General features: G+C 37.6%; 29 protein-coding genes and 1 tRNA gene. 27 read left to right on the forward strand and 3 right to left on the reverse strand.

Annotated features, from left to right (window positions below):
• Positions 1–121 precede the first annotated feature (121 nt).
• From EW028_RS12600 to EW028_RS12645, 9 genes are all read left to right on the forward strand, one after another.
• Positions 122–1,669, forward strand: a complete 1,548-nt coding sequence (locus EW028_RS12600) for a fatty acid--CoA ligase family protein (protein WP_131521123.1) — start codon at positions 122–124, stop codon at positions 1,667–1,669.
• Between the two features lie 249 nt (positions 1,670–1,918).
• A complete protein-coding gene (locus tag EW028_RS12605; protein WP_004227966.1) occupies positions 1,919–2,566 on the forward strand; it encodes a VTT domain-containing protein in 648 nt (215 codons plus the stop codon).
• A 164-nt stretch (positions 2,567–2,730) separates the two neighbouring features.
• Positions 2,731–3,960 (forward strand): EAL and HDOD domain-containing protein, encoded by a 1,230-nt coding sequence (locus EW028_RS12610; RefSeq protein ID WP_131521238.1) that lies wholly within the window; start codon positions 2,731–2,733, stop codon positions 3,958–3,960.
• A 164-nt stretch (positions 3,961–4,124) separates the two neighbouring features.
• Positions 4,125–4,967: a YitT family protein gene (locus tag EW028_RS12615; protein ID WP_004227970.1), complete on the forward strand. Its 843-nt coding sequence runs from the start codon at positions 4,125–4,127 to the stop codon at positions 4,965–4,967.
• 48 nt (positions 4,968–5,015) lie between these two features.
• Positions 5,016–5,339, forward strand: coding sequence for a cytochrome c551 (gene cccB, locus EW028_RS12620; protein WP_048390832.1), 324 nt, complete (start codon positions 5,016–5,018; stop codon positions 5,337–5,339).
• Between the two features lie 142 nt (positions 5,340–5,481).
• Positions 5,482–6,417 carry an HPr(Ser) kinase/phosphatase gene (gene hprK, locus EW028_RS12630; RefSeq protein WP_131521124.1) on the forward strand — a complete coding sequence of 312 codons (936 nt, stop codon included), beginning with the start codon at positions 5,482–5,484 and terminating at the stop codon, positions 6,415–6,417.
• Between the two features lie 43 nt (positions 6,418–6,460).
• Positions 6,461–7,282: a prolipoprotein diacylglyceryl transferase gene (lgt, locus tag EW028_RS12635; RefSeq protein WP_131521125.1), complete on the forward strand. Its 822-nt coding sequence runs from the start codon at positions 6,461–6,463 to the stop codon at positions 7,280–7,282.
• A 13-nt stretch (positions 7,283–7,295) separates the two neighbouring features.
• Positions 7,296–7,937: a pyrophosphatase PpaX gene (ppaX, locus tag EW028_RS12640; RefSeq protein ID WP_131521126.1), complete on the forward strand. Its 642-nt coding sequence runs from the start codon at positions 7,296–7,298 to the stop codon at positions 7,935–7,937.
• 5 nt (positions 7,938–7,942) lie between these two features.
• On the forward strand, positions 7,943–8,485 hold the full coding sequence (locus EW028_RS12645; RefSeq protein WP_131521127.1) for an acyltransferase: 543 nt from the start codon (positions 7,943–7,945) through the stop codon (positions 8,483–8,485).
• 92 nt (positions 8,486–8,577) lie between these two features.
• Here EW028_RS12645 and EW028_RS12650 read toward each other — a convergent pair whose 3' ends face one another.
• Positions 8,578–8,781 (reverse strand): hypothetical protein, encoded by a 204-nt coding sequence (locus tag EW028_RS12650; protein WP_131521128.1) that lies wholly within the window; start codon positions 8,779–8,781, stop codon positions 8,578–8,580.
• Positions 8,782–9,305: 524 nt separating this feature from the next.
• On the opposite strand from EW028_RS12650, the gene EW028_RS12655 reads away from it, so the two are divergent.
• From EW028_RS12655 to EW028_RS12720, 14 genes are all read left to right on the forward strand, one after another.
• Complete coding sequence (locus tag EW028_RS12655) at positions 9,306–10,478, forward strand: ATP phosphoribosyltransferase regulatory subunit (protein ID WP_131521129.1); 1,173 nt, start codon at positions 9,306–9,308, stop codon at positions 10,476–10,478.
• Positions 10,471–11,106, forward strand: a complete 636-nt coding sequence (gene hisG, locus EW028_RS12660) for an ATP phosphoribosyltransferase (RefSeq protein ID WP_048390844.1) — start codon at positions 10,471–10,473, stop codon at positions 11,104–11,106. Before EW028_RS12655 ends, hisG begins: the two co-directional genes overlap by 8 nt.
• 42 nt (positions 11,107–11,148) lie before the next feature.
• Positions 11,149–12,423 carry a histidinol dehydrogenase gene (gene hisD, locus EW028_RS12665; protein WP_131521130.1) on the forward strand — a complete coding sequence of 425 codons (1,275 nt, stop codon included), beginning with the start codon at positions 11,149–11,151 and terminating at the stop codon, positions 12,421–12,423.
• Between the two features lie 4 nt (positions 12,424–12,427).
• Positions 12,428–13,027 carry an imidazoleglycerol-phosphate dehydratase HisB gene (hisB, locus tag EW028_RS12670; RefSeq protein ID WP_004227994.1) on the forward strand — a complete coding sequence of 200 codons (600 nt, stop codon included), beginning with the start codon at positions 12,428–12,430 and terminating at the stop codon, positions 13,025–13,027.
• The gene (hisH, locus tag EW028_RS12675) at positions 13,024–13,656 is read left to right on the forward strand and encodes an imidazole glycerol phosphate synthase subunit HisH (RefSeq protein ID WP_131521131.1); all 633 of its coding nucleotides are present in this window, start codon (positions 13,024–13,026) and stop codon (positions 13,654–13,656) included. The genes hisB and hisH overlap by 4 nt, the downstream gene beginning before the upstream one ends.
• On the forward strand, positions 13,650–14,411 hold the full coding sequence (gene hisF, locus EW028_RS12680) for an imidazole glycerol phosphate synthase subunit HisF (protein ID WP_131521132.1): 762 nt from the start codon (positions 13,650–13,652) through the stop codon (positions 14,409–14,411). The genes hisH and hisF overlap by 7 nt, the downstream gene beginning before the upstream one ends.
• Positions 14,408–15,025, forward strand: a complete 618-nt coding sequence (gene hisIE, locus EW028_RS12685; protein ID WP_131521133.1) for a bifunctional phosphoribosyl-AMP cyclohydrolase/phosphoribosyl-ATP diphosphatase HisIE — start codon at positions 14,408–14,410, stop codon at positions 15,023–15,025. Before hisF ends, hisIE begins: the two co-directional genes overlap by 4 nt.
• Before the next feature lie 90 nt (positions 15,026–15,115).
• A complete protein-coding gene (locus EW028_RS12690; protein WP_131521134.1) occupies positions 15,116–16,639 on the forward strand; it encodes a tetratricopeptide repeat protein in 1,524 nt (507 codons plus the stop codon).
• A 162-nt stretch (positions 16,640–16,801) separates the two neighbouring features.
• Positions 16,802–17,746 (forward strand): thioredoxin-disulfide reductase, encoded by a 945-nt coding sequence (trxB, locus tag EW028_RS12695; protein WP_054549567.1) that lies wholly within the window; start codon positions 16,802–16,804, stop codon positions 17,744–17,746.
• Positions 17,747–18,093: 347 nt separating this feature from the next.
• A complete protein-coding gene (locus EW028_RS12700) occupies positions 18,094–18,561 on the forward strand; it encodes an NUDIX hydrolase (protein WP_131521135.1) in 468 nt (155 codons plus the stop codon).
• Between the two features lie 9 nt (positions 18,562–18,570).
• Positions 18,571–19,464 (forward strand): RNase adapter RapZ, encoded by an 894-nt coding sequence (gene rapZ, locus EW028_RS12705; protein WP_054549566.1) that lies wholly within the window; start codon positions 18,571–18,573, stop codon positions 19,462–19,464.
• Between the two features lie 4 nt (positions 19,465–19,468).
• Entirely contained in the window at positions 19,469–20,464 is a 996-nt protein-coding gene (locus EW028_RS12710; RefSeq protein ID WP_054549565.1) for a gluconeogenesis factor YvcK family protein, read from the forward strand.
• Between the two features lie 65 nt (positions 20,465–20,529).
• Positions 20,530–21,477, forward strand: a complete 948-nt coding sequence (gene whiA / locus EW028_RS12715; protein ID WP_004228019.1) for a DNA-binding protein WhiA — start codon at positions 20,530–20,532, stop codon at positions 21,475–21,477.
• 112 nt (positions 21,478–21,589) lie between these two features.
• Positions 21,590–21,847 carry an HPr family phosphocarrier protein gene (locus tag EW028_RS12720; protein WP_004228023.1) on the forward strand — a complete coding sequence of 86 codons (258 nt, stop codon included), beginning with the start codon at positions 21,590–21,592 and terminating at the stop codon, positions 21,845–21,847.
• A gap of 54 nt (positions 21,848–21,901) precedes the next feature.
• On the opposite strand, the gene clpP is transcribed toward EW028_RS12720, so the two are convergent.
• Positions 21,902–22,492, reverse strand: coding sequence for an ATP-dependent Clp endopeptidase proteolytic subunit ClpP (gene clpP, locus EW028_RS12725; RefSeq protein WP_004228025.1), 591 nt, complete (start codon positions 22,490–22,492; stop codon positions 21,902–21,904).
• 309 nt (positions 22,493–22,801) lie between these two features.
• Between clpP and EW028_RS12730 the strand changes: the two genes are divergently transcribed.
• The 4 genes from EW028_RS12730 to EW028_RS12745 all read left to right on the forward strand — a co-directional run bounded on the left by EW028_RS12730 (position 22,802) and on the right by EW028_RS12745 (position 25,688).
• Positions 22,802–22,876: transfer RNA gene (locus EW028_RS12730), tRNA-Arg, on the forward strand.
• Between the two features lie 498 nt (positions 22,877–23,374).
• A complete protein-coding gene (locus tag EW028_RS12735; RefSeq protein ID WP_131521136.1) occupies positions 23,375–24,172 on the forward strand; it encodes a basic amino acid ABC transporter substrate-binding protein in 798 nt (265 codons plus the stop codon).
• 86 nt (positions 24,173–24,258) lie between these two features.
• A complete protein-coding gene (locus EW028_RS12740) occupies positions 24,259–24,969 on the forward strand; it encodes an amino acid ABC transporter permease (RefSeq protein WP_004228035.1) in 711 nt (236 codons plus the stop codon).
• Positions 24,966–25,688 carry an amino acid ABC transporter ATP-binding protein gene (locus tag EW028_RS12745; protein WP_131521137.1) on the forward strand — a complete coding sequence of 241 codons (723 nt, stop codon included), beginning with the start codon at positions 24,966–24,968 and terminating at the stop codon, positions 25,686–25,688. The genes EW028_RS12740 and EW028_RS12745 overlap by 4 nt, the downstream gene beginning before the upstream one ends.
• An 87-nt stretch (positions 25,689–25,775) precedes the next feature.
• Here EW028_RS12745 and EW028_RS12750 read toward each other — a convergent pair whose 3' ends face one another.
• On the reverse strand, positions 25,776–26,390 hold the full coding sequence (locus tag EW028_RS12750) for a spore coat protein (RefSeq protein WP_004228038.1): 615 nt from the start codon (positions 26,388–26,390) through the stop codon (positions 25,776–25,778).
• Between the last annotated feature and the right edge of the window lie 78 nt (positions 26,391–26,468).

Raw genomic sequence — 26,468 nt, forward strand, 5'->3', positions numbered from 1 at the left:
AAAATGAATTATTTAACGTAATTTATGACATGAGATAAAAAGTTTCATTGTTTTTTAGATATATTTCTTATATAATATTACTGAATAACGATTCATTTTATACGATAAGGGGATGGTGTAATTGAATTTAGTTTCACGTGTTCGTCAACAGGCAGCAGAACAACCTGAAAAAGTGGCGTATCATTTTATGGGGAAAGATACGACTTACGGGGAATTTGAGCATACAGTTGGCCGCTTTGCAAAGGGATTACAAGATTTAGGCGTTGAAAAAGGGGATCATGTGGCGTTTTTACTCGGCAACACGCCACACTACTTAATCGCTCTCTATGCAACAATGCGCTTAGGGGCAACAGCAATACCTGTTAATCCAATCTATACACCGGATGAAATTTCTTACATTTTGCATAATGGAGATGTAAAAGCAGTCATTGCTCTAGATATGTTGCTACCATTGGTTGAAAAAGGTGTACAAGCATTTCCACAGGTAAAAACATTTATAGTTTGTGAAACCACACCAGATATAGCAGAAAAAGTGGCAACTTTATCACCACAAGCACAAGAAAAAACACATTTATTTACACATGTAATCGCCAAAACCACTCAATCTTTACAACCTGTTGAAGTTGCAGAGGATGACAATGCTATTATTTTATATACTTCAGGAACTACAGGTAGTCCAAAGGGAGCTATGCTGACACATGGCAATGTGTACTCAAATGCACGTGATGTTGCGCATTATTTAGGCATTAATGCAGAGGACCGTGTTATTGCGACACTACCTGTTTTCCATGTATTTGCCTTAACGGTAGTGGTGAATGCGCCTTTATTAAGTGGAGCAACAGTTTTACTTGCCCCACGCTTTAGCCCTAGCGAAATTTTCGCTTTAGCACGAGAGCAAAAAGCAACGGTATTTGCTGGTGTTCCTACTATGTATAATTTCTTGTACCAATTACCTGAAGGCAATCCAGAGGATTTCTCAACAATTCGCTTAGCTATTTCAGGTGGTGCCTCCTTGCCTGTTGCGCTATTACATAATTTCGAACAGAAATTTAATGTGCGTGTGTCAGAGGGCTATGGCTTATCCGAAGCTTCACCAGTTACATGTTTTAACCCATTAGATCGTGATCGTAAAGCTGGTTCTATTGGAACATCCATTAGTAATGTCGAGAATAGAGTTGTCGATGTTAATGGTCAGGAAGTACCTGTGGGCGAAGTTGGAGAGCTAATTGTACGTGGTCCAAACGTGATGAAGGGATACTATAAAATGCCTGAAGAAACGGCGATGGCGATTCGTGACGGCTGGCTCTATACAGGAGATTTAGCAAAGGTAGATGAAGAAGGGTATTTTTACATTGTCGATCGTAAAAAGGATATGATTATTGTAGGGGGCTTTAATGTTTATCCTCGTGAAGTGGAGGAAGTGCTGTTTGCCCATAATAATATTGTAGAAGCAGCAGTGGTAGGCTTCCCAGACCCTAACTTAGGGGAAGCAGTACATGCCTATGTTGTGCTGAAAGAAGTAGCTGCTACTACAACAGATGATCTACTATCCTATTGTGCTAAACATATGGTGAAGTATAAGGTTCCGAAAGTAATTGAAATACTGGATGAACTACCAAAAAACACAACAGGAAAAATATTAAGACGTTCATTAAAAGAAAAAGTTTAAACGAGAAAAGCTACTATTGAAAAATGGTAGCTCTTTTTTTGTACATTATTCGTATAATAGTAAAATCAGTTGAGAGTAGATGACTGTAAGTGATAAAATCAAACTTGTGAAATCTTCTACATACTTTTCAAGAGCTTGTCATATAGTGAGGAAGTAATGTAAAAAGACGTACAAAACTGGAACCCTTTGAGGTGAAGCCACGTCAAAGCTTTTAGGTAAAAATACTATTGAAAGAGAGCATACAAAAACATGTTAGAACTCATTAAGGAGTTAATAAGTTTTATTGTGCATATCGATGTGCATTTAGAAGAAATTATTCGTGATTTTGGCAATTGGAGCTATCTTATTTTATTTGCGATTGTTTTTGTAGAAACAGGAGTTGTTATTTTCCCATTCTTACCTGGTGATTCCTTGTTATTTGCAAGTGGAACATTAGCTGCGGCAATGGGCGCATTCGATATGTGGATTTTAATCCCTGTATTTTTAGCTGCAGCTATTTTGGGAGATACGATGAACTATCATATTGGACATAAGGTAGGGACATCTATTCCGCCAAAGAGCCTCCTCGGTAGAGTTGTTAAAAAAGAGCGTATGGAAGCAGCTGAAAAATTCTTTAATACACATGGTGGGAAAACGATCGTAATCGCACGTTTCATGCCATTTATTCGTACATTTATCCCGTTTGTGGCGGGTGCAAGTAAAATGAAATATAGTTATTTCTTATTTTATAATATTTTTGGTGCAATTTTATGGGTATTCAGTTGTACATTATTAGGTTACTTCTTTGGGAATATTCCAATTATTAAAGATAACTTCTCAGTTGTACTAATTTTGATTATCATTATATCTGTTGTGCCTGCAGTGATTGGTGCAATAAAATCCAAAGTAGGTAAATAATATGGACAGTCCTTAAGTGATTATTATCACGGGGACTGTCCTTTCTTTTTTATTGGCTGAAAAAGCCAAGTTGGCCTGTTAAGTTAGCTTGAAGTATAAGCATCAGGTCGTAAAAAATGTTATACTATAAATTACTAGAAAATGGAGAAATGGGGGGCAATGGAATGGAAGTATTCATTGGCAGACAGCCTATATTTAATCTTCATGAGCAAGTCATTGCATATGAATTGTTATACCGTAGCAAAAATGTAAATGCCTTTCCACTGGTCGATTCAGATGCAGCAACGATTGATGTACTTGTGAACTCATTTCTTTCAATTGGTTTTGAAGAGGTAACGAAAGGTAAACCTGGTTTTGTTAATTTTACTGAAAACTTATTGATGAGCTCTATCCATGAATTTTTAAATCCCTCACAGGTAGTGATTGAGATATTAGAGGATGTTCCACTTACCGCTCAATTAGTGGAGCGTGTAATTGAGCTAAAAAAACATGGGTTTCAAATTGCCTTGGATGATTTTATGATGGATGATCAAGTAGAAGTTTATGATGAATTATTTGAACAAATTGATTATATTAAGGTGGATTTTTTAGCATCTTCCATTGTAAAAAGAATGGAAATCGAAAATAAAGTTAAGGAGAAATTTCCACATATTCAATTGCTCGCTGAAAAAGTAGAGACGCGTCATCAATTTGAAGTCGCTAAATCCTCAGGCTATGTGTTATTTCAGGGTTATTTTTTTGAACAACCGCAAATAATACGAGCAACAGACATTCCAGCAAATGCGATTCAATATATTCACATTATCTCTTTACTAAAAGAGGAAGAACCAAATATTCATTTGTTAGCGGAAAATATTGAACGTGATATTTCATTGACATACAAATTATTGCAAATGATTAATAACTCATCTAAACGTTCTAAATCTAAAGTGCGCTCCATCAAGCAAGCGATTGTGTTATTGGGCGTATCCAATTTACGAAAATGGATTTATTTATTGGCCATGCGTGAAATTGATATTGATGCTGATTCTGATCTTTTTAAAGAAGTGATGTGCACGTCTTTATTCCGAGCTAAGGTTTGTGAAAAACTAGCTAAGCTTGCTTATAAAAAGAATTTCTCAGAATATTTTTTAGTCGGCATGTTTTCTCTAATTGATACATTACTTCAAAGACCGATGAATGTTATTTTACAGCAGCTACCATTCTCAGAGGCTATTACGAATACCATTTTAGGCTTTGAAACGGAAATGACCCCATATTTGGAGTTTAGTATTGCGTTAAGTAAACTTGATTGGCTACGATTAGAAGAGCTAGCTGTACAGTTGAATATTCAGTTAGTTGACATTGATCTTTTATATTATGAAGCCATCGAATGGGCAGAAAAATCATTTTAAACCAAATCAACAAAAGCTATCTTATTGAATACTGTAAGATAGCTTATTTTATACCTTCCTCAATCTAGTATCCCTTCATCATGATGAAGTTCTCAATGCTAAAAGTATTTGCTATAATCATCTCGTCTTTAAAAAATTCTGATAGTTGAAGTGGGCGTGGGGAAATGAAACATGATGTGAGAGATAGCATTGTGGAGTATGTGTATGTCATTGTAGGAGCGGCAATAATTGCTATTGGTTTTAATGTCTTTTTATTACCAAATCAAGTCGCTTCAGGTGGGGTAAGTGGAATAAGTACGATTTTGCATGGTTTATTTGGTTGGAATCCGGGAATTGTTCAGTATGCATTTAACATTCCGCTTTTTATTGCTGGTGTTTTATTGTTGGGCAAAAAATTTGGAATAAAATCCTTTATTGGGACAATTACATTACCTTTTATCGTCTTATTAACGAATAGCTGGGAGCCCTGGACTGATAATCCTTTATTGGGTGCTCTTTTTGGTGGAATTGTTGTTGGCCTAGGAATAGGACTGGTCTTTAAGGGGAATGCTTCAACTGGTGGCACTGATTTACTGGCGCAAATCATTACGAAGTTTACAGGATTGTCGCTTGGAACAAGTGTGCTGTTAATAGATGGCGTTATCGCAATTAGTGCAGCAATTGTTTTTGACTTAGAAAAAGGTTTGTATGCTCTGATTGGACTTTATGTTACCACAAAAACGATTGATATTATTCAGCTAGGTTTTAGTCAGTCTAAAATGGTCTATATCATTACATTGAAACAAGATGAGGTAAGGGAAGCCATTTATGCTGAAATTAATCGTGGTGTAACGAAGTTACCAGCAATTGGAGGGTATACAGGAGAAGCACGACCAGTTCTGATGGTTGTTGTTTATCAAACAGAATTCACAAAGCTGAAACAACTCATTAAAAGCGTTGACCCATCAGCGTTTGTTATCGTTTCTGATGCATATGAGGTATTAGGAGAAGGTTTCAAACGTGCATAATTTTGGTATAATGGCGGCGTAAGGTATTTATTATGAGGAGGGGTACTAATGAAAAAAGCAATGTTAACATTAGTGTTCGGATCAGCAATCTTCTTAGCTGCATGTGGCGGCGGAGATAAAACTGCATCAAATAATGGTAATGAGACTGCTACAGAGCCAGATGGCGAAGCAATAGCGATGAAATCTTGTGTTACTTGTCATGGTGGCGAGCTACAAGGTGCAAATGGTCCAGCATTAAATGATGTAGGTTCACGTTTGTCTGAATCAGAAATTTTAGATATTATAAATAATGGTAAAAACGGCATGCCTGCAGGATTAGTAAAAGGTGCAGATGCTGAAGCTGTTGCTAAATGGTTAGCAACTCAAAAATAATTGCTTTTTAAAAACTAGCGGGCTGGAGAGCCGCTAGTTTTTTTAGTGCAAGTAAACGCTGTATTGAGAGTAAATACATTTCTTTTACACATAGACATGCTAAAATAAGATGAACCTTATCCATTGATTGGAGGCTTTTTCATTGGTCGTAGTATTAACAAGAGATGTTATGGAGAAATTTAAATTAGAGTTATTAGCTGGTGAAGAAGGAATAGGCAGGACAATTGTGACAAGTGATATCTCAAGACCAGGGCTTGAGATGGCAGGATACTTTACTCACTATCCAGCAAATCGAGTACAATTGCTTGGCAAGACTGAACTTTCCTTTTTTGAAATGCTCCCAGCGGATGTTAAGCTTGAGCGTATGCGTTTACTTTGTTCACAGGATACACCTGCTATTATTATTTCTAGAGATTTAGAAGTACCAGAGGAGCTTATTCAGGCCTCAAACGAAAAGCATGTACCTGTGTTTAAAACACATATGACAACAACCAAATTTTCGAGTAGATTGACGAACTACTTAGAGGGGCGCTTAGCTCCAATGACAGCAGCACATGGTGTACTTGTCGATGTGTATGGCATTGGTGTACTTATAATCGGCAAAAGCGGCGTAGGTAAAAGTGAAACAGCACTTGAGCTTGTAAAAAAGGGCCATCGTTTAGTTGCTGATGATTGTGTTGAAATTCGTCAAGAATCAGAAAACCTATTAATTGGAAGCCCTCCACCTTTGTTAGAGCACTTATTGGAAATACGAGGCATCGGCATTATTGACATTATGACACTCTTTGGTGCAAGTGCAGTACGCCCCTATAAACGTATTACCCTCATCATTGAGCTCGAAATATGGGATCCACAAAAAGTTTATGATCGATTGGGCTTAGAAGAAGAAAAAATGAAAATAATTGATACGGAACTAACAAAACTAACAATTCCAGTAAGACCAGGACGCAATGTCTCCGTTATTATTGAAGTGGCAGCGATGAACTATCGTTTAAAGAAAATGGGCGTCAATGCGGCAGAGGAATTTTCAAGACGTTTAGATGAAGTGATTACATCAAATGATGTGTTAGACGATTAAAAAGCGAACAACATTGTTTATGACATATTGAGAGGAGTAGAAGATGGATTTATTACTATTGCAAATTGACCCGATTGCCTTTCATTTAGGACCAATTCCAGTTCGTTGGTATGGATTGCTAATTGTGTCGGGAATCATTTTAGCCTATATTGTTGGGCAAAGAGAGGCCGTTAAACGAGGTTTGCCTGAAGACTTTCTTGCAGATTTATTATTATGGGCAGTTCCTATATCCATTATCTGTGCACGTATTTACTATGTGTCAATGCGATGGGATTACTATAGCGAAAATCCAGGCAAGATCATAGAGATATGGAATGGTGGTATTGCCATCCATGGTGCACTCATCGGGGCATTTGTCACAGCTTACATATATACTCGTATAAAAAATGTAAGCTTTTTACGAGTAGCAGATATTGCAGCACCTAGTATTTTAATCGGGCAGATTATTGGTCGATGGGGCAACTTTATGAACCAAGAGGCTTATGGTGGCGAGGTATCGAAAGCATTTTTAGAAAACCTAATGCTACCAGATTGGATTATTAATCAAATGTATATTGAAGAATTAGGTTCATATGTTCATCCCACTTTTTTATATGAATCGATTTGGAACCTGATTGGGCTTGTTATTTTATTAGCTTTGCGTAAAGTGAACTTACATCGTGGAGAAATATTCTTTAGCTATTTAATTTGGTATTCAATTGGTCGTTTCTATATCGAAGGAATGCGTACAGATAGCCTTTACTTAGTGGGAGATTTACGTTCAGCACAGGTTGTTTCCATTATTGGTATTGTAGTTGGTCTAGGTGCAATTATTTATCGTAGAATAAAGGTGAAACCAGCCGTAAAATACTTGGAAAATAAATAAGGGGTTGTAAAAGATGGCTGTAAAGGCACTACTATTTGATTTCGATGGGACTTTACTAAATACAAATGATTTAATCATTCAAACATTTATGCATGTATTAAATGAGCGATTTCCCGGGCAATATTCGCCAAAAGATTGCCTGAAATTCATTGGTCCATCATTGAAACAGACATTTAATGACATTGCACCAGGTGAAGAAGACGATTTGATAGAGATGTATCGCGCTTGGAATATCGCACACCATGATGACCTAGTCAGCCAATATCCTGATGTTGTGTCAACTCTAGAGCAGTTAAAAGCTCAAGGTATAAAATTGGCTATTGTTTCGACGAAACGTAATGAGACCATCGATCGTGGACTTGCTATTCTTGGTGCAACGCAGCTATTTGATGTGCGTATTGGTACAGATGATGTGAACAATGTGAAGCCTGATCCAGAGCCAGTATTGCTTGCGTTGGAACGATTAGGGATAGAAAAAGACTATGCGATTATGATTGGTGATAATTCGCACGATATTGAAGCTGGACATCGTGCTGGTGTAAGAGCAGCGGGTGTTGCTTGGGCAATTAAGGGAGAGGCTTACTTACAGCAGTATCAACCAGAATATATGTTGCAGCATATGTCAGATTTATTTGATATTGTGAAAGAGGGGTAAGGTAGATGGCGCGTAAAACCGAACGTTACCGTGTCGAAGGAGCCAATTCACTTTGGAATATCTATGACACGGTGTCCTTTTGGAAGATGATGAAGTGTTTCATTGTCATTCAAATTGGACGCTTCACACCATTTTTACGTGTGAAAAACTGGCTATATCGTACTTTTTTAAACATGACTATTGGTAAGCAAACGTCATTAGCCTTAATGGTCATGCCAGATACCATGTTTCCTGAACGTATTTTCATTGGAGACAATACTGTGATTGGTTTTAATACAACCATTTTAGCGCATGAATATTTAATAGAGGAATATCGCTTAGGTGATGTTCATATCGGAAAAGAAGTAATGATAGGGGCAAATACAACTATTTTACCAGGTGTAACAATTGGTGATGGTGCCATTGTTTCAGCTGCCACTCTTGTACATAAGGATGTGCCAGCAGGCTGTTTAGCAGGGGGTAATCCAATGCGAATAATATATACTGCTGAACAAATGGCAGCGCGCAAACGTAATGAGGCTGTAGAGTGGTGTACACCAAAGAAATAATAAAACTCACGTAGTATAGAGATATACTTCGTGAGTTTTTTGCATAAAAAGCTACTCCCAAAAACACTAGCTTTTGGAGTAGCTTTTACTGTTTAAGCAAGAGCTGCGTCATAATCTGATTTGAATTCACAAGTGTTATGATCACCTAAGCAAGTTGTTTCAACAAAAGTTGATTTAATTGCAGTCCCATCAATGTCTTCAGTTGTGTGAAGTGTTACCTTGTCACCAGGATAAAATTCGCCTTTACAAATACTAACGATCATTTGCTCACTAATTTGTACGAATGGACATGCCATAATAAATCCCTCCAATGTGTAATGTATATGGTTCTTTTTGTTATTAATGCTATTCTATATTGAGTTTTTTGAAATGTAAAAAGTAAAATAGAATGAGAGTAATAATCAATAAATGTATTGATATAAAAGTATTGTTGATGATAATGAGATTGAGAATCATTTTAAGCGATTGGGTAAAAATAATTATATAGATATAATTATTGGGTTTCGATATTGAGAATACTCTATTGAAAACTCTTTATTTTTATCAATGATTTGTTAAGAGAGAATCATTATCAATTTTTAGCGAATACTTAAAGTGATTAAAATTTGGTTAGTAACAATTTGGACATATTCTCATAGTGATGCTTTTTTGGAAGTCTTTGCAATTCAATGTGTATAATTAACAGAATAATAAGTATTTAAAGATTTCGATAATTAATAAGGATATCGTTGACTGTCTTAATGAAATAAGTTAAAATTCTTTCATAATCTAATTCTCTAATACTCTAGTGAATTAAAGTGAAATGTGAGGAAGTGTCCATATGTCGTCGATAAAAATGTTTGAAAAGCCACTTGGAATGCGCGATACATTCCCGCAAATCTATGAGAAAGTTGAAGCAGTTAGACATGCGGGCAGAGACTTTTTATATAAAAGGGGTTATGAGTTTATTAAAACGCCTGCGGTGGAGTATTTCGATACAGTAGGGAAGGCTTCAGCGATTGCTGATGCTCATTTATTTAAGCTAGTGGATAGCCAAGGAAATACGTTAGTGCTGCGACCTGACATGACTACACCGATTGCTCGAGTAGCTACATCGAAACTATTAAAGGAAATGATCCCACTACGTCTTGCCTATTTTGCAAGCGTTTTTCGGGCTCAGGAAGCAGAGGGAGGCAGGCCTGCTGAGTTTGATCAAATGGGAATTGAGTTAATAGGTGATCAATCCGTTTTTGCCGATGCAGAAGTTATTGTAACGGCAATGGAGCTATTAAAGCACTTTAAATTGGAAGAGTTTAAAATCACAATTGGACATGCTGGTATATTAAATTGCATTTTACAAGATTACACAGAGAGTATCGAACAGCAAACAACGCTTAGAACATTGCTTGTCCAACGAAATTACGTAGGGTTTGAAGAAGCAGTAGAGTCATTTGATCTGCCTAAAGCTAAATCCGATGCCCTCTTACAATTTATTGAAGAAGCCATGAATGTCAGAGATATACGAGATATTGAAAAATATGTTCGGAAAAATGATGCGTTAGAATATATGCAACAACTTGCTCAACTACTTGAAATGGCTGATTTAGCTGATTATGTAGCTTTCGATTTCACACTCTCGAGTCATATGAGTTATTACACGGGTATGCTATTTGAAGTATTTGCTGTGGGAAGTGGCTTTTTATTAGGAAATGGTGGTCGTTATGATGGCTTGTTAGAAGTTTTTGGTTCAAAGGTTGGTGCTACAGGATTTAGTATTCGTGTGGATCGTTTATTAGAAACATTAGATGGGCAGTCAGTGAAACGACAGGAAGCAACAGTTGTTCTTTTTGAAGAAGAACAATTTGAGGAAGCTTTACTAAAGGTTAAAAATTTACGAGCAGCAGGAAAATTAGCTACTTTGCAGTTACGTAGTAGTCTAGTCGATGAGGCGGCCTTTTTAGCATACTTTACAGAAGTGGTGGTAGTTGGACAGGAGGAAGTTGGCGGTGAATGAATTAACGATTGCAATGCCCAAAGGAAGAATCTTTGAAGAGGCATATCAAATGTTGTTAGAGGCAGGTTTTAATTTACCAGAAGAAGTAGAAATGTCACGTAAATTAATGATTGAAATACCAGAGGAAAAAATTCGCTTTATTTTATCGAAGCCAATGGATGTTCCTGTCTATGTTGAACATGGTGTTGCTGATATTGGTATTGCTGGAAAGGATGTTCTGTTAGAGCAACAGCGAGAGGTGCACGAATTACTTGATTTGAAAATTAGTAATTGCTATATCGCTTCTGCAGGCCTACCAAACACCTCCATGAATGAGATTGCACCTAGAATTGCTACGAAATATCCGAATATTGCCATGAAGTACTACAAAGGCATTGGAGAACAAGTGGAAATCATCGAGCTCAACGGCTCTATTGAATTAGCACCAATGATTGGCTTAGCTGATCGAATTGTCGATATTGTTTCTACAGGTCGTACATTAAAAGAGAACGGCTTAGTAGAATATGAATTTATTACTGCTGTCTCTTCGCGATTAATTGCAAACCCGGTAAGTTATCGTATGAAAGGTGAGCGTATTATTGATCTTGTGAGGCGATTAAAGAAATGTGTGAATGAGCAGAAAAAGTAATCATTTGTAGCTACATATGAAGGACTAAAGGGGATTAATCCTATGAAAATAACAAAGCTTGAAAAAGGCATTTCCTTAAAGAGACCACTTGAAGGAGGAAATGAGGAACAAATAAAAGTTGTACGACAAGTGCTTTCGGATGTTAAGACACAGGGAGATGCGGCGTTACGCACCTATACTGAGCGATGGGATGGCTATGTCCCTAAAAGTTTACGTGTCTCTGAAGAAGAGATACAAGAAGCTGTAAGTGAACTCGACCCTCAACTATATAAGGACTTAGCGGAAGCAGCAGAAAATATTCGTTTTTATCATGAACAACAGATACGTTCAGGGTATCGCCTAGAACTGGGGGATGGTTCTTGGTTAGGCCAACGGGTAACGGCTTTAGATGCAGTAGGACTATATGTTCCAGGTGGTACAGCGGCCTACCCTTCATCGGTATTGATGAATGTGATACCAGCGCAGGTTGCAGGGGTGAAACGTATTGTTATTACCTCACCTGCAGGGCCGAATGGGAAACTACCAGCAGGTGTACTTGTGGCGGCTCACCTTTTAGGTATTGATGAGATTTATAAAGTTGGTGGGGCACAAGCAATAGCTGCACTTGCCTATGGCACGGAAACAATTTCCTCAGTCGATAAAATAACAGGTCCAGGAAATATTTATGTGGCACTTGCCAAACGTGAGGTATTTGGAGAAGTGGCCATTGATATGATTGCGGGACCGAGTGAAATTGCTGTGCTGGCTGATGACACAGCCTATCCTGATGAAATTGCTGCAGACCTTTTATCACAAGCAGAGCATGATCCACTAGCTTGTGCAATTCTTGTCACAACCTCAGAGCAATTAGCCAAAAAAGTAGCTGAGGAAGTAGAGAAGCAGCTGCTGAACTTACCGCGTCAAGAAGTAGCTCGTGCTTCCATAGAGAAATTTGGGGTAATTTATGTAGCTGAAACATTGGCAGATGCAGTGGAAGCCATTAATTCATTAGCACCGGAGCATTTAGAAATTGTGATGGAAAATGCGGAGGCGTTAGCTGAGCAAATAAGACATGCTGGTGGTATTTTTATAGGTCGGTATAGTTCTGAGCCAGTTGGTGATTATTTTGCAGGGACCAATCATGTACTACCAACCAATAGTACGGCTCGTTTTGCAAGTGGCTTAAATGTTGATGATTTTGTGAAAAAATCAAGTATTGTTTACTATAGTGAAAAAACCTGGAGAGACAATGCACCAAAAATTGCACGTTTAGCGCGTATGGAAGGCTTAGAGGGCCATGCTCGTGCAGTGGAATCACGTGGATGGGAGAAGGAATAGGACGATGACAGAAAAGAAACGATATGCAAAGATAGAGCGTACAACGAATGAAACGCAAATTTCTGTAGCAATTGATTTAGATGGTGAAGGCAAGGCAGATATCCAAACAGGCGTGGGGTTTATGGACCATATGCTTGACTTATTTATTAAGCATGGACTATTTAACGGCACAATACATGCAAATGGCGATACTTATATTGATGATCACCATACAACAGAGGACCTTGGTATTGTATTAGGACAGGCTGTTCGAGAAGCACTTGGTGATAAGAAAGGCATAAAACGCTATGGTAACGCCTTTGTACCGATGGATGACGCACTAGCTCAGGTAGTGGTCGATTGCTCGAATCGACCTCATCTAGAGTACCGTGTGCCAGCATTAAAAGAAAAAGTAGGAACGTTTGATACAGAATTAGTGCATGAATTTTTATGGAAATTTGCCCTTGAGGCAAGGATGAATGTTCATGTAATAGTACCTTATGGACAGAATACACATCACATTATTGAGGCAATTTTCAAAGCATTAGCACGTGCGATTGATGCCGCAGTGGAAATTGACCCGCGTGTTAAAGGCGTACCATCGACTAAGGGGCTGTTGACGTGAAAATAGGTGTCATTGATTATGGAATGGGTAATTTATTTAGTGTGGAGCAGGCATTAAAAAGGCTAGGCTGTGAAGTTATTATAACTGCTGATGAGAAGGCGTTAGATGCAGCTGACGCACTTTTATTACCTGGGGTGGGTGCATTCCCTGATGCCAGAAAACGTTTAGCTGAAACAAGCTTAGACCAATATTTACAGAAGGCACAAAGAGAAAACCGTCCTCTTTTAGGAATTTGTCTAGGTATGCAATTATTATTCGAGCAGAGTGATGAAGTAACCCCCACAAAAGGGCTAGGATTTTTCAAGGGGTGTATTAAACGCTTTAGTGGTAGCCAAGAGGGCCAAGCATACAGAGTACCACATATGGGGTGGAATGAACTGATTGTGACAAATCGTCCTGCATGGTTACACAATGAAGTATCAGCGAAGCATGTCTATTTTGTTCACTCCTTTTATGCAACAGATATCGTAGAATCAGAGCTTGTTGCCTATGCTGATTACTTCGGCATTCAAGTACCTGGTATTATGACGAATGGTTCTGTGACTGGCATGCAATTTCACCCTGAAAAATCAGGGGAATTAGGTGTTTATTTATTAGAGCAATGGTTGAAAGGTGTGAAGGCATGCTAACAAAACGTATTATCCCATGTCTTGATGTGAAGGAAGGTCGTGTTGTAAAAGGTATACAATTTGTCTCTATCCGAGATGCAGGGGATCCCGTGGAGCTTGCGAAGTTTTATGATGAACAAGGAGCAGATGAGCTTGTATTTTTAGATATCTCTGCTTCGCATGAAGGTCGAGAAACGATGGTAGATGTCGTTCGTCAAACAGCGGCTACGCTTGCCATACCCTTTACTGTTGGCGGAGGCATTCGTACGTTGGATGATATGAAGCGTATTTTACGAGCAGGTGCTGATAAAGTTTCAGTGAATACATCCGCGTTGGAAAGACCTGCCCTTATTCAGGAAGGCTCTGATTACTTTGGCGCACAATGCATTGTTGTAGCAATCGATGCTCGCTATAGTGAGGAAGATAGCACATGGATGGTTTATACACATGGTGGACGCAACAAAACATCTTGGTCAGCCATTGAGTGGGCCAAAGAGGCTGTACGCTTAGGAGCTGGTGAGATTTTATTGACAAGTATGAATCAAGATGGAGAAAAATCAGGCTTTGATTTAGCCTTAACCAAAGCTGTGCGTGAAGCTGTGACAGTCCCTGTGATTGCTAGTGGTGGAGCGGGAAATGCCGAACATTTTTACGAAGTATTAGCAAAAGAGGTTGATGCAGATGCTGCACTAGCAGCCTCCATCTTCCATTATAAAGAAACAAGTGTAGCCCAAGTAAAGGAATACTTACGTGAAAAAGGAGTGGCAGTAAGATGATAGAGAACATTCAATTTGATGAGAGAGGTCTTGTTACAGCTGTGGTACAAGATGCCAATACAAAAGAGGTATTAACGGTAGCTTATATGAATAAGGAGTCGTTAGCTAAAACAATTGAATCAGGGGAAACTTGGTTTTATTCTCGTTCCCGTCAAGAGCTTTGGCATAAGGGAGCAACAAGTGGCCATACACAACAAGTGATTTCAATCAAAGCTGATTGTGATCAAGATGCGTTAATAGTGGAGGTTCTTCCGACAGGACCAGCATGTCATAATGGTACAATTTCTTGCTTCACTGAGGTTATTCAGCAAAAAGAGAAGGTAGGCTCTGTGGACATCGTTTCTAAACTTGCCCGTGTCATCGAAAAGCGAGAGCAGGAAATGCCAGAAGGAGCATACACTACATATTTATTTGATAAGGGTATTGATAAAATCTGTAAAAAGGTTGGAGAAGAAGCAACAGAGGTGGTCATTGGTGCCAAAAACCGAGATGCTGAGGAAGTAAAATGGGAGGCAGCTGATTTAATTTATCACCTACTCGTATTATTGCAAGAACAAAAAGTAAGCATTTATGATGTTCTACATGTGTTGGAAAAACGTCACGAGGAGAAATAACAGCATATTATTGATTGTGTGGTATAATAGGAGTTACTGTGTAAAGGAACGTAGAATACGTTCCTTATTTCTTGTTTCGGAGGAAATATATTGGAAAAGAAACGTCAAAATGAGACTCAATCGAATATAGTGTCGTTCATTCCAACAGGCGACTATTATTATAAGAAATCAATTCAAGCAATGAACAGTGGACAAATGAATAAAGCCTATAAATATTTACAGCGTGCGGTAGATTTAAGTCCCGACGATCCAATGATTATCTTGCAGTTAGCCATAGTAGAGTTAGAAGGTCAACGTTTTGAGGAAGCGTATGACCTACTTCGTCGCGCCTATCAAATTGATCCAGATAATCCAGAAATCATATTTTACATGGCAGAAGTATCAGGGTGTGTGGGCATCATGCATGATGCAAAACGCTTTGCAGAAGAATATTTAAAGCTAGAACCTGAGGGTGCTTATGCGGATGAAGCAGCAGAAATATTAGAGTTTGTTGCTTTTGAGCAAGATGATTTTGAAGAACTTGAAGGCTCTGGTGAGGATTTATATCGTCAGGAGCAAGCCCGTCGTTGTATGGAAAAGGGAGATTTTCCTGAAGCTATTACTATTTTAGAAGATTTAATTGAAGATCGACCAGCATTTTGGTCAGCTTATAATAATCTAGCACTCGCTTATTTTTATGTTGGAGAAGAAGAGCAAGCAAAGGCTCTCTTGCATACAGTGCTACGTGAAAATAAGGGCAATCTACACGCATTATGCAATTTAACGGTGATTGCGTATTATGAAAAAAATGAAGATGATTTACAAGAACTGTTAAATATTCTTGTTAAAATTCAACCCTATACTTGGGAGCATCGTTATAAACTTGGTGCTACCTTAGCCTTAATCGGCCAATATGAATTAGCCTATAAATGGTTGCGCAGTATGCAAAAGAGAGGCTATGTAGGAGATGCAGGATTTTACTTTTGGCTGTCACATGCTGCCTATTTCTCCGGACATGAGGAGATTTCGAAAAGTGCGTGGGATCAGCTACTAGAGCTAGACCCAGACAAAGAAGGCTTCGAGCCTTGGCGCCAACAAGAAAATGAATTTGGACTCGATGCATTGGAGCATGATCGTGATTTTATTGTTGAAAAATTAGAGAGTACTTATACAAGTGAGCGCATTTTTGGTTTATTTTTACTGAAAGGTACAGCGCATAAGCAAGAAATTATCGCCCATCCAAAATGGATAAATATTGAACAATTCGGCTCTTTTGAAAAATTGTTTTTGGCTTATGCACTTGGACATGAATTTGATAAGAAAAATAAAGTAGAAGCAAGCTTTTTACGATCAGTACAGGTCTCAGAAATTTTATTAGAACAGTATGGAAAGCTATCAACATTAATTGTACCGATGTTTCAAATGTGGTTTGTGCTATGTGAACAAGCTTTAATAGAAAATTATCGTTTTACAAATCCAACAGCAATTGCAGGAGCAAACGATTATTTATTCAGATCTTCACAAATGCTTAAAGTGACAAAAAAGGAAATTGCGCAGCAATATGGAGTATCTGTATCTACTTTATCGAAGTATATTGACGAAATCTTAACGTTTTTGCCAAACAGTCATAATTAATGTGTGAGCAACATAGTTGAATAACTTTATACTTTCACATACGATGAACATACTAACGCTATCACCAATTTTTCCTTAGCGTCATTGATCTTCTTCTATAGATGGCGTTACATGTATTGGTTGAATGAAGATAAAAAGTATTCTGTTTAGGGGGAAGTATTTATGTCGGAAGAAAAAATTTATGATGTAGTAATTATTGGTGCAGGTCCTGCTGGGATGACTGCCGCTGTTTATACATCTCGTGCAAATTTGTCAACTCTAATGATTGAACGTGGCATTCCTGGTGGACAAATGGCAAACACAGAAGAAGTAGAAAACTACCCAGGTTTTGAGACAATTTTAGGACCAGAGCTTTCTACAAAAATGTTTGAGCACGCTAAAAAATTTGGTGCTGAATATGCCTATGGTGATGTCACAGAAATCATCGATGGAGAAGAATATAAAACAATTAAATCAGGTGCAAAAGAATATAAAACACGTGCCATTATTATTACCACTGGTGCTGAGTATAAAAAAATGGGTGTGCCTGGTGAAAAAGAACTTGGTGGCCGTGGTGTCAGCTACTGTGCAGTATGTGATGGTGCATTCTTTAAACAAAAAAATCTAGTTGTCGTAGGTGGCGGAGATTCAGCTGTTGAAGAGGGTGTTTATTTAACTCGCTTTGCTGACAAAGTGACAATTGTCCACCGTCGCGATAAATTACGTGCACAAAAAATTCTACAAGATCGTGCCTTTGCCAACGAAAAAATTGATTTCATTTGGAATGCAACTGTAAAAGAAATCAATGAAGCGAATGGTAAAGTTGGCAGTGTAACACTACAATCAACTGTTGATGGTACAGAATCTGAATTTGCTACAGATGGTGTATTCGTCTATATAGGTATGCTACCTTTAACTAAACCATTTGAGTCATTAGGTATTTTAAATGAGGCTGGCTATATTTTGACAAATGAAACAATGGAAACAAAAATTCCAGGTATCTTTGCAGCTGGAGATGTTCGTGAAAAATCACTTCGTCAAATTGTAACAGCAACTGGTGACGGTAGTATTGCCGCGCAAGCTGTTCAACATTATGTAGAAGAGCTATTAGAGAAAATTAATGCCTAATATGGCTATTTTAAGGAAAAAAATACAATTTTAATGTGGTTTTAATATTGCTGTAACTTGAATGACATATAAAAGGTGTATGATTAAAAATGTAATTAGCAATCCCCCTTTTATTTTGTTTAGTAGGTTGTTTCCGCCTCCATAGGTGGGAGCAACCTACTTTTTTTATGCGTAAAAAATCAAATAATAATATCACGAAAATGTAAATTTCGCCCAAGATGAAATGGTTATCTTTGAATAGAACTAAATTGTTAATTGTCTACGTACAAGAGTTGTAAATGAGGACAAAACTTACAAGGTCTTGTTATAATGAAGAGTAGAATGCAAAAGTGATTAGAGGTGTGCCTATGCAAAGAATTGCAAATTTAATAGCCGTAAAAGACGGTAAAGTATTATTACTTCAGAAACCAAGACGAGGCTGGTATGTAGCTCCTGGAGGGAAAATGGAGAGTGGCGAGTCAATCTTTGAGGCTGCTATTCGAGAGTTTCAAGAAGAGACAAACGTCATACCTTTACATGTTCATTTAAAGGGTGTTTATACGATGATCATTAAAGAAAACAATGACGTAGTGGATGAATGGATGCTCTATACATTTGTTGCAAAGGATGTAGATGGAGTACCGTTCGAAGAAACAAGAGAAGGCAAACTTGCATGGCACCCAGTAGAGGATTTAGCACATTTGCCAATGGCTGAAGGAGATCGAACTAATTTACAATTTGCTGTTTCGCAATCAGGCATTCAGTATGGCACGTTTGACTATACAACAGATTTTGAATTACTTCATCAGAAAATACAAATTTCAAAAGAACAATAAAGGAGTTGCATGACAGTGGTGGTTGAAGGCCAACAAAGTACACATGAATTGGTTATTATTACAGGAATGTCTGGGGCTGGGAAAACAGTAGCTATTCAAAGCTTTGAGGATTTAGGGTATTACTGTATTGATAATTTACCACCTGCGTTACTTACAACTTTTTTAACCTTATTAAGAGATTCTGGTAAAAACAGTACCCGAATTGCAGCAGTAATGGATATGCGCGGAGGTGACTTTTTTGATGCTCTAATTGGCGCATTAGACCATATACTAAAAGAAGGCGATATTGTTGCTCGTATTTTATTTTTAGATGCAGATGATGCCACATTAGTCAGACGTTATAAAGAAACAAGACGTGCACATCCATTAGCAGTGAATGGTTTACCTCTAGATGGAATTAAACAGGAACGAGTACTTTTATCTGAAGTAAAGGGTCGTGCCAATTTTGTTTATAACACATCTAACATGAAACCAAAGCAATTACGTGAAAAAATCGTCAAAGAATTTGCAAGTGAGGCAGACACTATTTTTACCGTTAACATTATGTCCTTTGGCTTTAAACATGGTATGCCGATTGATGCGGACTTAGTGTTTGATGTTCGTTTTCTTAAAAACCCGTATTATGTGGAGGAGCTACGTCCAAAAACGGGTCTACAAACAGAGGTATCTTCTTATGTGTTAGCGTTGGAAGATACGCAGATCCTTATACAAAAACTGACGGATTTATTAGACTTTATGATTCCTCTCTATCGACAAGAAGGTAAATCACAGCTTGTTATTGCTTTTGGTTGTACTGGGGGCCAGCATCGCTCCGTGACATTAGCAGAATTTTTTGGTGCATACTTTGCGGGCAAGGAAAATACGGTTATTACGCATCGTGATATTAATCGTAGAAAGGAATGAGTGAATGGGGAAAAAGCAAACAAAGCTTGTGGTAATTGGTGGTGGCACAGGGCTCTCCACGTTACTTCGCGGGCTGAAGCATCACCCATTTGATATTACTGCTATTGTAACGGTAGCAGATGATGGTGGATCTTCAGGTCGTTTACGTGATGATTACGATATCCCACCGCCTGGTGATGTACGCAATGTGATTGCAGCATTATCAGATATTGAGCCCCTTGTAGAGCAAATGTTTCAATACCGTTTTTCGGCATCTGAAGACTTACGAGGTCACTCCTTAGGGAATTTAATGCTTACAGCTCTTACTGATATTACCGGTGATTTCAATCATGCTATCAGTGAGATGGGAAAGGTTTTAAAAGTTCATGGTCGAGTTATTCCAGCTGCTAATAAAAAAATCACCTTACATGCTGTGCTTGAGGACGGTTCAATTATCGAGGGAGAATCAAAAATTCCGACAGCGACAAAACGCATTAATCGCGTTTTTTTAGTACCTGAAAATGTGCAACCGTTGCCAGAAGCTATTCGTGCAATACTTCGTGCAGACTATATTTTAATAGGACCAGGAAGCTTATATACAAGTATTATTCCGAATTTGCTTGTTAAGGAAATCGGTGAAGCAGTTGTTAAGGCTAAGGGAAGAAAAATATATGTTTGTAATTTAATGACACAAAAGGGTGAAACCATTTCTTATACAGCAGGCGATCATGTAACAGCTATACATAAGCATGTTGGCCATGATTTTATCGATTCCATTTTAGTAAATGATGAAGAACTCCCTAACCCTGTAAAAGAACTGTATAAAGAAGAAAGAGCGGAACCAGTAACATTTGACGTAGCAAAGCTTGAAAGTATGGGATTAGAAGTTATCAAACGAGACATTGCTACAATTCGTCCAGATGGAACGGTTCGACATAATGCTACAAATGTTGCAGAATGGCTGGTAGATTATGCTGATATTTACCATCAAAAAGTAAGAGGACCAATAATAGAAACATAATGGCTTTATTGTATATGGTAAGATGAACATATACATAGAAATCATGAATGAAAGGGGGGCGTGATATGTCTTTTGCTTCTGAAACAAAAAAAGAATTGACACAAATAGAAGCGGACAATCATTGTATGAAAGCAGAAGTTTCTGCCCTAATTCGTATGAATGGTTCATTATCCTTTGCAAATAAACAACTAAGCTTAGACGTGCAAACCGAAAACGCTGCAATTGCTAGAAGACTATATACGATTATGAAAAAATTGTATCCGTACAATGTTGAATTACTTGTTCGTAAGAAAATGCGATTGAAAAAAAATAATGTGTATATATGCCGTGTTAGAGAAGGAGCGCGTGAGCTATTAATTGATTTAGAAATCATCTCAGACGACTTTCAATTTAACCATACTATCTCAAGAAAGCTCATTCAAAAGAGTGGCCAAAAAAGAGCTTATTTAAGAGGAGCCTTTTTAGCAGGAGGTTCCGTCAATAATCCAGAAACATCGGCTTATCATTTAGAGGTTTATTCTTTATATAAAGAACATGGTGAGGCATTAATGGATTTGATGAATGAATTTGAACTCAATGCCAAAACAATTGAACGTAAAAAAGGCTTTGTAACTTACTTAAAGGAAGCGGAAAAAATTTCAGATTTCCTTAATATTGTTGGAGCGCATCAGGCTATGATGAAATTTGAAGATGTTCGGATTTTGCGAGATATGCGTAATAGTGTCAACCGTATTGTGAACTGTGAAACTGCCAATTTAAATAAAACCATTGGAGCAGCATTACGGCAGGTTGAGAATATTCGATTTATTGAAAATTCAATTGGTCTTGATCAACTACCAGAGAAGCTTCGTGAAATAGCACGTCTCCGTGTTGAATACCAAGATGTGACATTAAAAGAGCTTGGTGAAATGGTATCTAGTGGAACGGTTAGTAAATCTGGTGTTAACCATCGATTGAGAAAAATTGATGAGATTGCGGATGCATTAAGGCGTGGTGAAAAAATAGGTGGTTAAGTTATCATACTTTTCAGGTATGAATGTCATGCTAATCGCTTATTGTTCTTTTGCCAGTAAGTAAGGTAAGATAAAACTAATAGACGAACGGTAGTGAAGGGGAGTTTTGAGAATGATTGAGAGAAGAGTCCAGGTTAAATTAAAATTAGGACTACAAGCTAGACAAGCAGCACTATTTGTGCAAGAAGCAAATCGTTTTAGTGCTGATATCTTTCTAGAAAAAGATGAGAAAAAAGTAAATGCCAAATCCATTATGGGTGTTATGAGCTTAGCAGTTGCTAAAGGTACCGAAGTGACTTTAAGCAGTGAAGGTAACGATGCTGAGCAAGCGGTTACAGCATTGGCAACAATTATTGAAAATGAAGATTAACATTCATTAAATATAAAAGGCATCACAGAGTAATTCTGTGATGCCTTCTATTTTTTATTTATTATCGCTACGGTGCATAATATGATCGATTAAACCGTATTCTTTTGCACGTTCAGCAGTCATGAAGTTATCACGATCTGTGTCTCTTGCAATGACTTCAAGTGGTTGACCAGTGCGTTCAGATAAAATGCCATTTAATTTTTCACGTAAGAATAGAATACGTTTAGCAGCAATTTCAATTTCTGTCGCTTGACCTTGTGCACCACCTAGTGGTTGGTGAATCATGACTTCAGCATTTGGTAAGGCAAAACGTTTACCAGGTTCTCCAGCTGCAAGTAGGAAAGCTCCCATTGATGCAGCCATACCAATACAAATTGTTTGTACCTGTGGTTTAATGATTTGCATTGTGTCATAGATAGCCATACCAGCCGTAATGGATCCGCCAGGTGAGTTAATATAAAGAGAGATATCTTTATCTGGATCTTCTGCTTGTAGGAAAAGAAGCTGTGCGACAATGGAGTTAGCAACATTGTCATCAATAGCACTTCCTAAAAGGATAATACGGTCTTTAAGTAGACGTGAATAAATGTCATATGCACGCTCACCACGACTAGTTTGTTCAATAACTGTAGGAATTAAATTCATGTTAAATCCTCCTTAAAAAGCTAAATTCGAATACCTTTGCTGAAAAATTTCCTTTGTATTTCAGCTGTATCCTTATCATACACATTATAGTCAGGGAAGGTCAAATATTAACCCTGCTAAAGTGAAATTAAAAAAAATAAATTGTTTTTGCATTCTATGGTTGAATTATATAGGATAGGCTTGTATAATGATTAAGGTTATAAGGTTTAAAGTACAGGACACTATTTTGCAGGTATGCTTCAAAAATGAGGGTTATCTACATCATGCTTTTCGTAAGCCTAGAGTGAGTACTTTTTTTTTGTGTCTTTTGCCCTCGTGGTGTAATGGATAACACGTAAGATTCCGGTTCTTGCACTGGGGGTTCGATTCCCTCCGAGGGCGCCATTTTACTGATTAATTGATATACTGTTATAGCTCATCTCCTAATAAGTAGTTTAGCAGCCTGCTTACTGGAGATCGAGAGGAAGAATAAAGGGAATACTGTCCTAGTTGGCATTATTCCCCTATTTATTCCTTTCAAACCTTCAAAAAAGCAACAACTCCAAATTATTTTTTAGTGAACATACTGTACGTGAGACTAGTAATAGTCGAAAAAAAAGAATCCTATCTGAGGGGATTCTTTTTTTTGCCTAAATTTATCGAAATTTGGCATGGTTCATATTGTATATATATTAGTTTTAGGTTAATTTTCTTGTTATTTATACATGTTTTCTCAAATTATATGAATTTCTTATAAATTTATATGAAAAAATATTTTATTTTATGCGAAAAGTTGTTGTCTAAATACTATAATGTTAATATAATTGACCTAATAGTCTAACATTTCCGAATTGCGAAAAATAATACGTAATTCGGAAAATTATCGAACTAGGGGGAAATACAATGAAAAAAACAGGTTGGATGTTATTGATGATAATTGCAGCATTAACATTAGCACTTGCAGGATGTGGTACAAAAGATAATGCATCTTCAGGTAGCTCTTCTTCAGAAGATGGTGGAGATGGCAAAAAAGTTTATAAAGTAGGTACTGAGGCCACTTTTGCACCATTTGAATCTGTTGACGATTCAGGGAAAATTGTGGGGATTGATGTCGATATTCTACAAGCTATTGCAGATGAGATGGACTTTGAGGTTGAGTGGAATAATATTGGATGGGAGCCAGTGTTCCAAACAATTAAAAACGGTGAAACAGATATCGGTGCTTCTGGAATCACAATTACGGAAGAGCGTAAAGAATCATTTGATTTTACAGAACCGTATTATGAGTCTCAGTTATTAATTGTTGTGAAAGAAGATTCAAAGATTAAATCTCTTGATGAATTAAAAGATAAAAAAGTATCTGTACAAATCAATGCTACTGGTCATATGGCGGCGAAAAAGCTACAAGGGGAAGCAAGTACAAATATTATGGCTTTTGAAAGTCAGCCAATCGCTATTCAAGAAATGTTAAATGGGAATGTTGATGCAGCTATCGGAGATAACGCAGTAGTTTATGAATATATCAAAGCTCACCCAGATCAAAAACTAAAAGTAATTGAAGATGATGCATTCGAAAAAGAATACTATGGCTTCATGGTTCAAAAAGGGAATAAAGAATTGCTAGATAAATTAAACGAAGGTCTTAAAAAGATTAAAGAAAACGGTAAATTAAAAGAAATTACAGGCATTGATTTTGAATAAAAATGAATGAAATGATGCTATTAACATAGTGATTGTGCTAACGGCTCATTTATTAATCGTAATTTAAAGGGGAATGGGGTTTTCGGATGGACATCTTTGACTTACGCTGGGACATTGTCTGGAACTACCGAGATATGTTTATACGAGGTATTGGCGTAACACTTATTTTGACACTTAGTGGTTATTTTGGCGGTATTCTATTAGGGCTATTTTTAGGCCTTGGAAAATTATCGAGTAAAAAATGGATTTATTGGCCATCTAAACTATATATCGATTTATTCCGTGGAACACCAATGCTTGTACAAATCTTGTTAATTCACTTAGCAGTTATTCCGACAATTTTTGGTCATTCTTTAGGTTATATGGTATCGGGGATTACAGCACTTATTTTAAACTGTGCTGCTTATAATGCTGAAATTTTCCGTGCAGGGATTCAAAGTATTGCAAAAGGGCAAATGGAGGCTGCTCGCTCTCTTGGATTAACGCATAACCAAGCGATGCGTAAGGTCATTTTGCCGCAAGCATTTAGACGTATGATTCCACCATTGGGGAATGAATTTATTGCATTATTAAAAGATTCTTCACTTGTAACTGTAATTGCAGCACCAGATATTTTATACGCTAGTAAGGTCGTAGCTGGTGCGAGCTTCCGCTTCTGGGAACCGTATATCGTTGCAGCATTATTATATTTAGTTTTGACATATGGTGTAACGAAGATTGTAGCATTTATCGAGAAACGATTTAGCAATAGTTATGTCCCTCGTAAAGCTAAGGTAGAAGGGCGGGAAGCAAGATGATAAAAATTGAAAACCTACACAAATACTTTGGCAAGCTTGAAGTATTAAAAGGAATCGATTATGAAATTCAAGAAAAACAAGTTGTCTGTGTTATTGGGCCGTCTGGTTCAGGAAAAAGTACATTTCTCCGTTGTATCAATATGTTAGAAGAAGTAACGGATGGTGCTATTTATATTGAAAATGTAAAAATTAATGATCCTAAAACGAATATCAATGAAATTCGCGCTGAAGTGGGTATGGTGTTCCAACAATTTAACTTATTCCCGCATATGACTGTTATCGATAATGTCACGATGGCACCTATGCAAATTCGTAAAATGAATCGTACAGACGCAGAAGCTCTAGGACATGAGCTATTAAACAAGGTTGGACTCGACAGCAAGGCCTATAATTATCCTGAGCAGCTATCAGGTGGTCAGCAACAGCGTGTGGCGATTGCTCGTGCCTTAGCAATGAAGCCAAAAGCTATTTTATTTGACGAGCCAACTTCAGCACTTGACCCTGAAATGGTAAAAGAGGTACTAGATGTTATGAAAAATCTAGCAGCTGAAGGGATGACAATGGTTGTTGTGACACATGAAATGGGCTTTGCTCGTGAAGTAGGCGATCGAGTAGTCTTCATGGATGGGGGCTATATTGTAGAAGAAGGGTCTCCAGAGGAACTATTCGGCAATCCACAAAGTGACCGTACGAAAGCGTTTTTAGGAAAAGTATTATAAAGCTGAAAAAGCGAACGATATGCTCGTTCGCTTTTTTATGTTAAAAACAGCAGTGCATGGTGAATATTCACCATGCACTGTTCTTATTTAATGAAGGGGATTAGATGTTGTGTCGAATGCATTCAGCATCGTTTGCATATCCTGTTGGGAATACTGAGGCACCTGATAATAGCCGTGTTTATTTTGATAAATAGATAATTCGTATCCCATTTCAATACAGTTAGGAATACTATCCGCAACAACGCGACGAACTACAGGGTTTGTTGTTTCCAACGCAGCAGTTGTCATACATTTTGCTGCTCCTTTTTGAGCTCCAAGTAAAAATCCAGAAATAGCCTCATCATTAATTTCATTAGCGTTTTGCATTGGTTTTTTTGGTTGACCTGGATTTAGGCCATATTTGAAATCATTTCCTGTTTCCATTTGGTAGCGTCCTGTTGGAACAGATGGATCGTGTCCTGTTTTAAAGGACTCTACGATCGTATTGTACATACCAAGAGTGAAATTATATTGGCGATCCAAAATGTTGAGTAATTCAGGATCTTTTACATGGGGACGCAAAATAATCGCTTGGTTCATACCTGCAATAATTTCGCCAATTGTTTCATGCATGTCCATCATTTCATGTCCACCATGATTTAGGCTATGTTGTTGATTTAAATTTGTTTGGTTTGATGATTCATTGTAAAACGATTGTGACAAAAAAAACGCCTCCTCAATAATTTTTTGTTGCAGTATTTAGTATGTCGTGTCAATTCAATTTCATACGGTATAAATGTA

Origin of the sequence: Lysinibacillus sp. OL1, assembly GCF_004332175.1 — a bacterium.
Taxonomy (GTDB): Bacteria; Bacillota; Bacilli; order Bacillales_A; family Planococcaceae; genus Lysinibacillus; species Lysinibacillus capsici.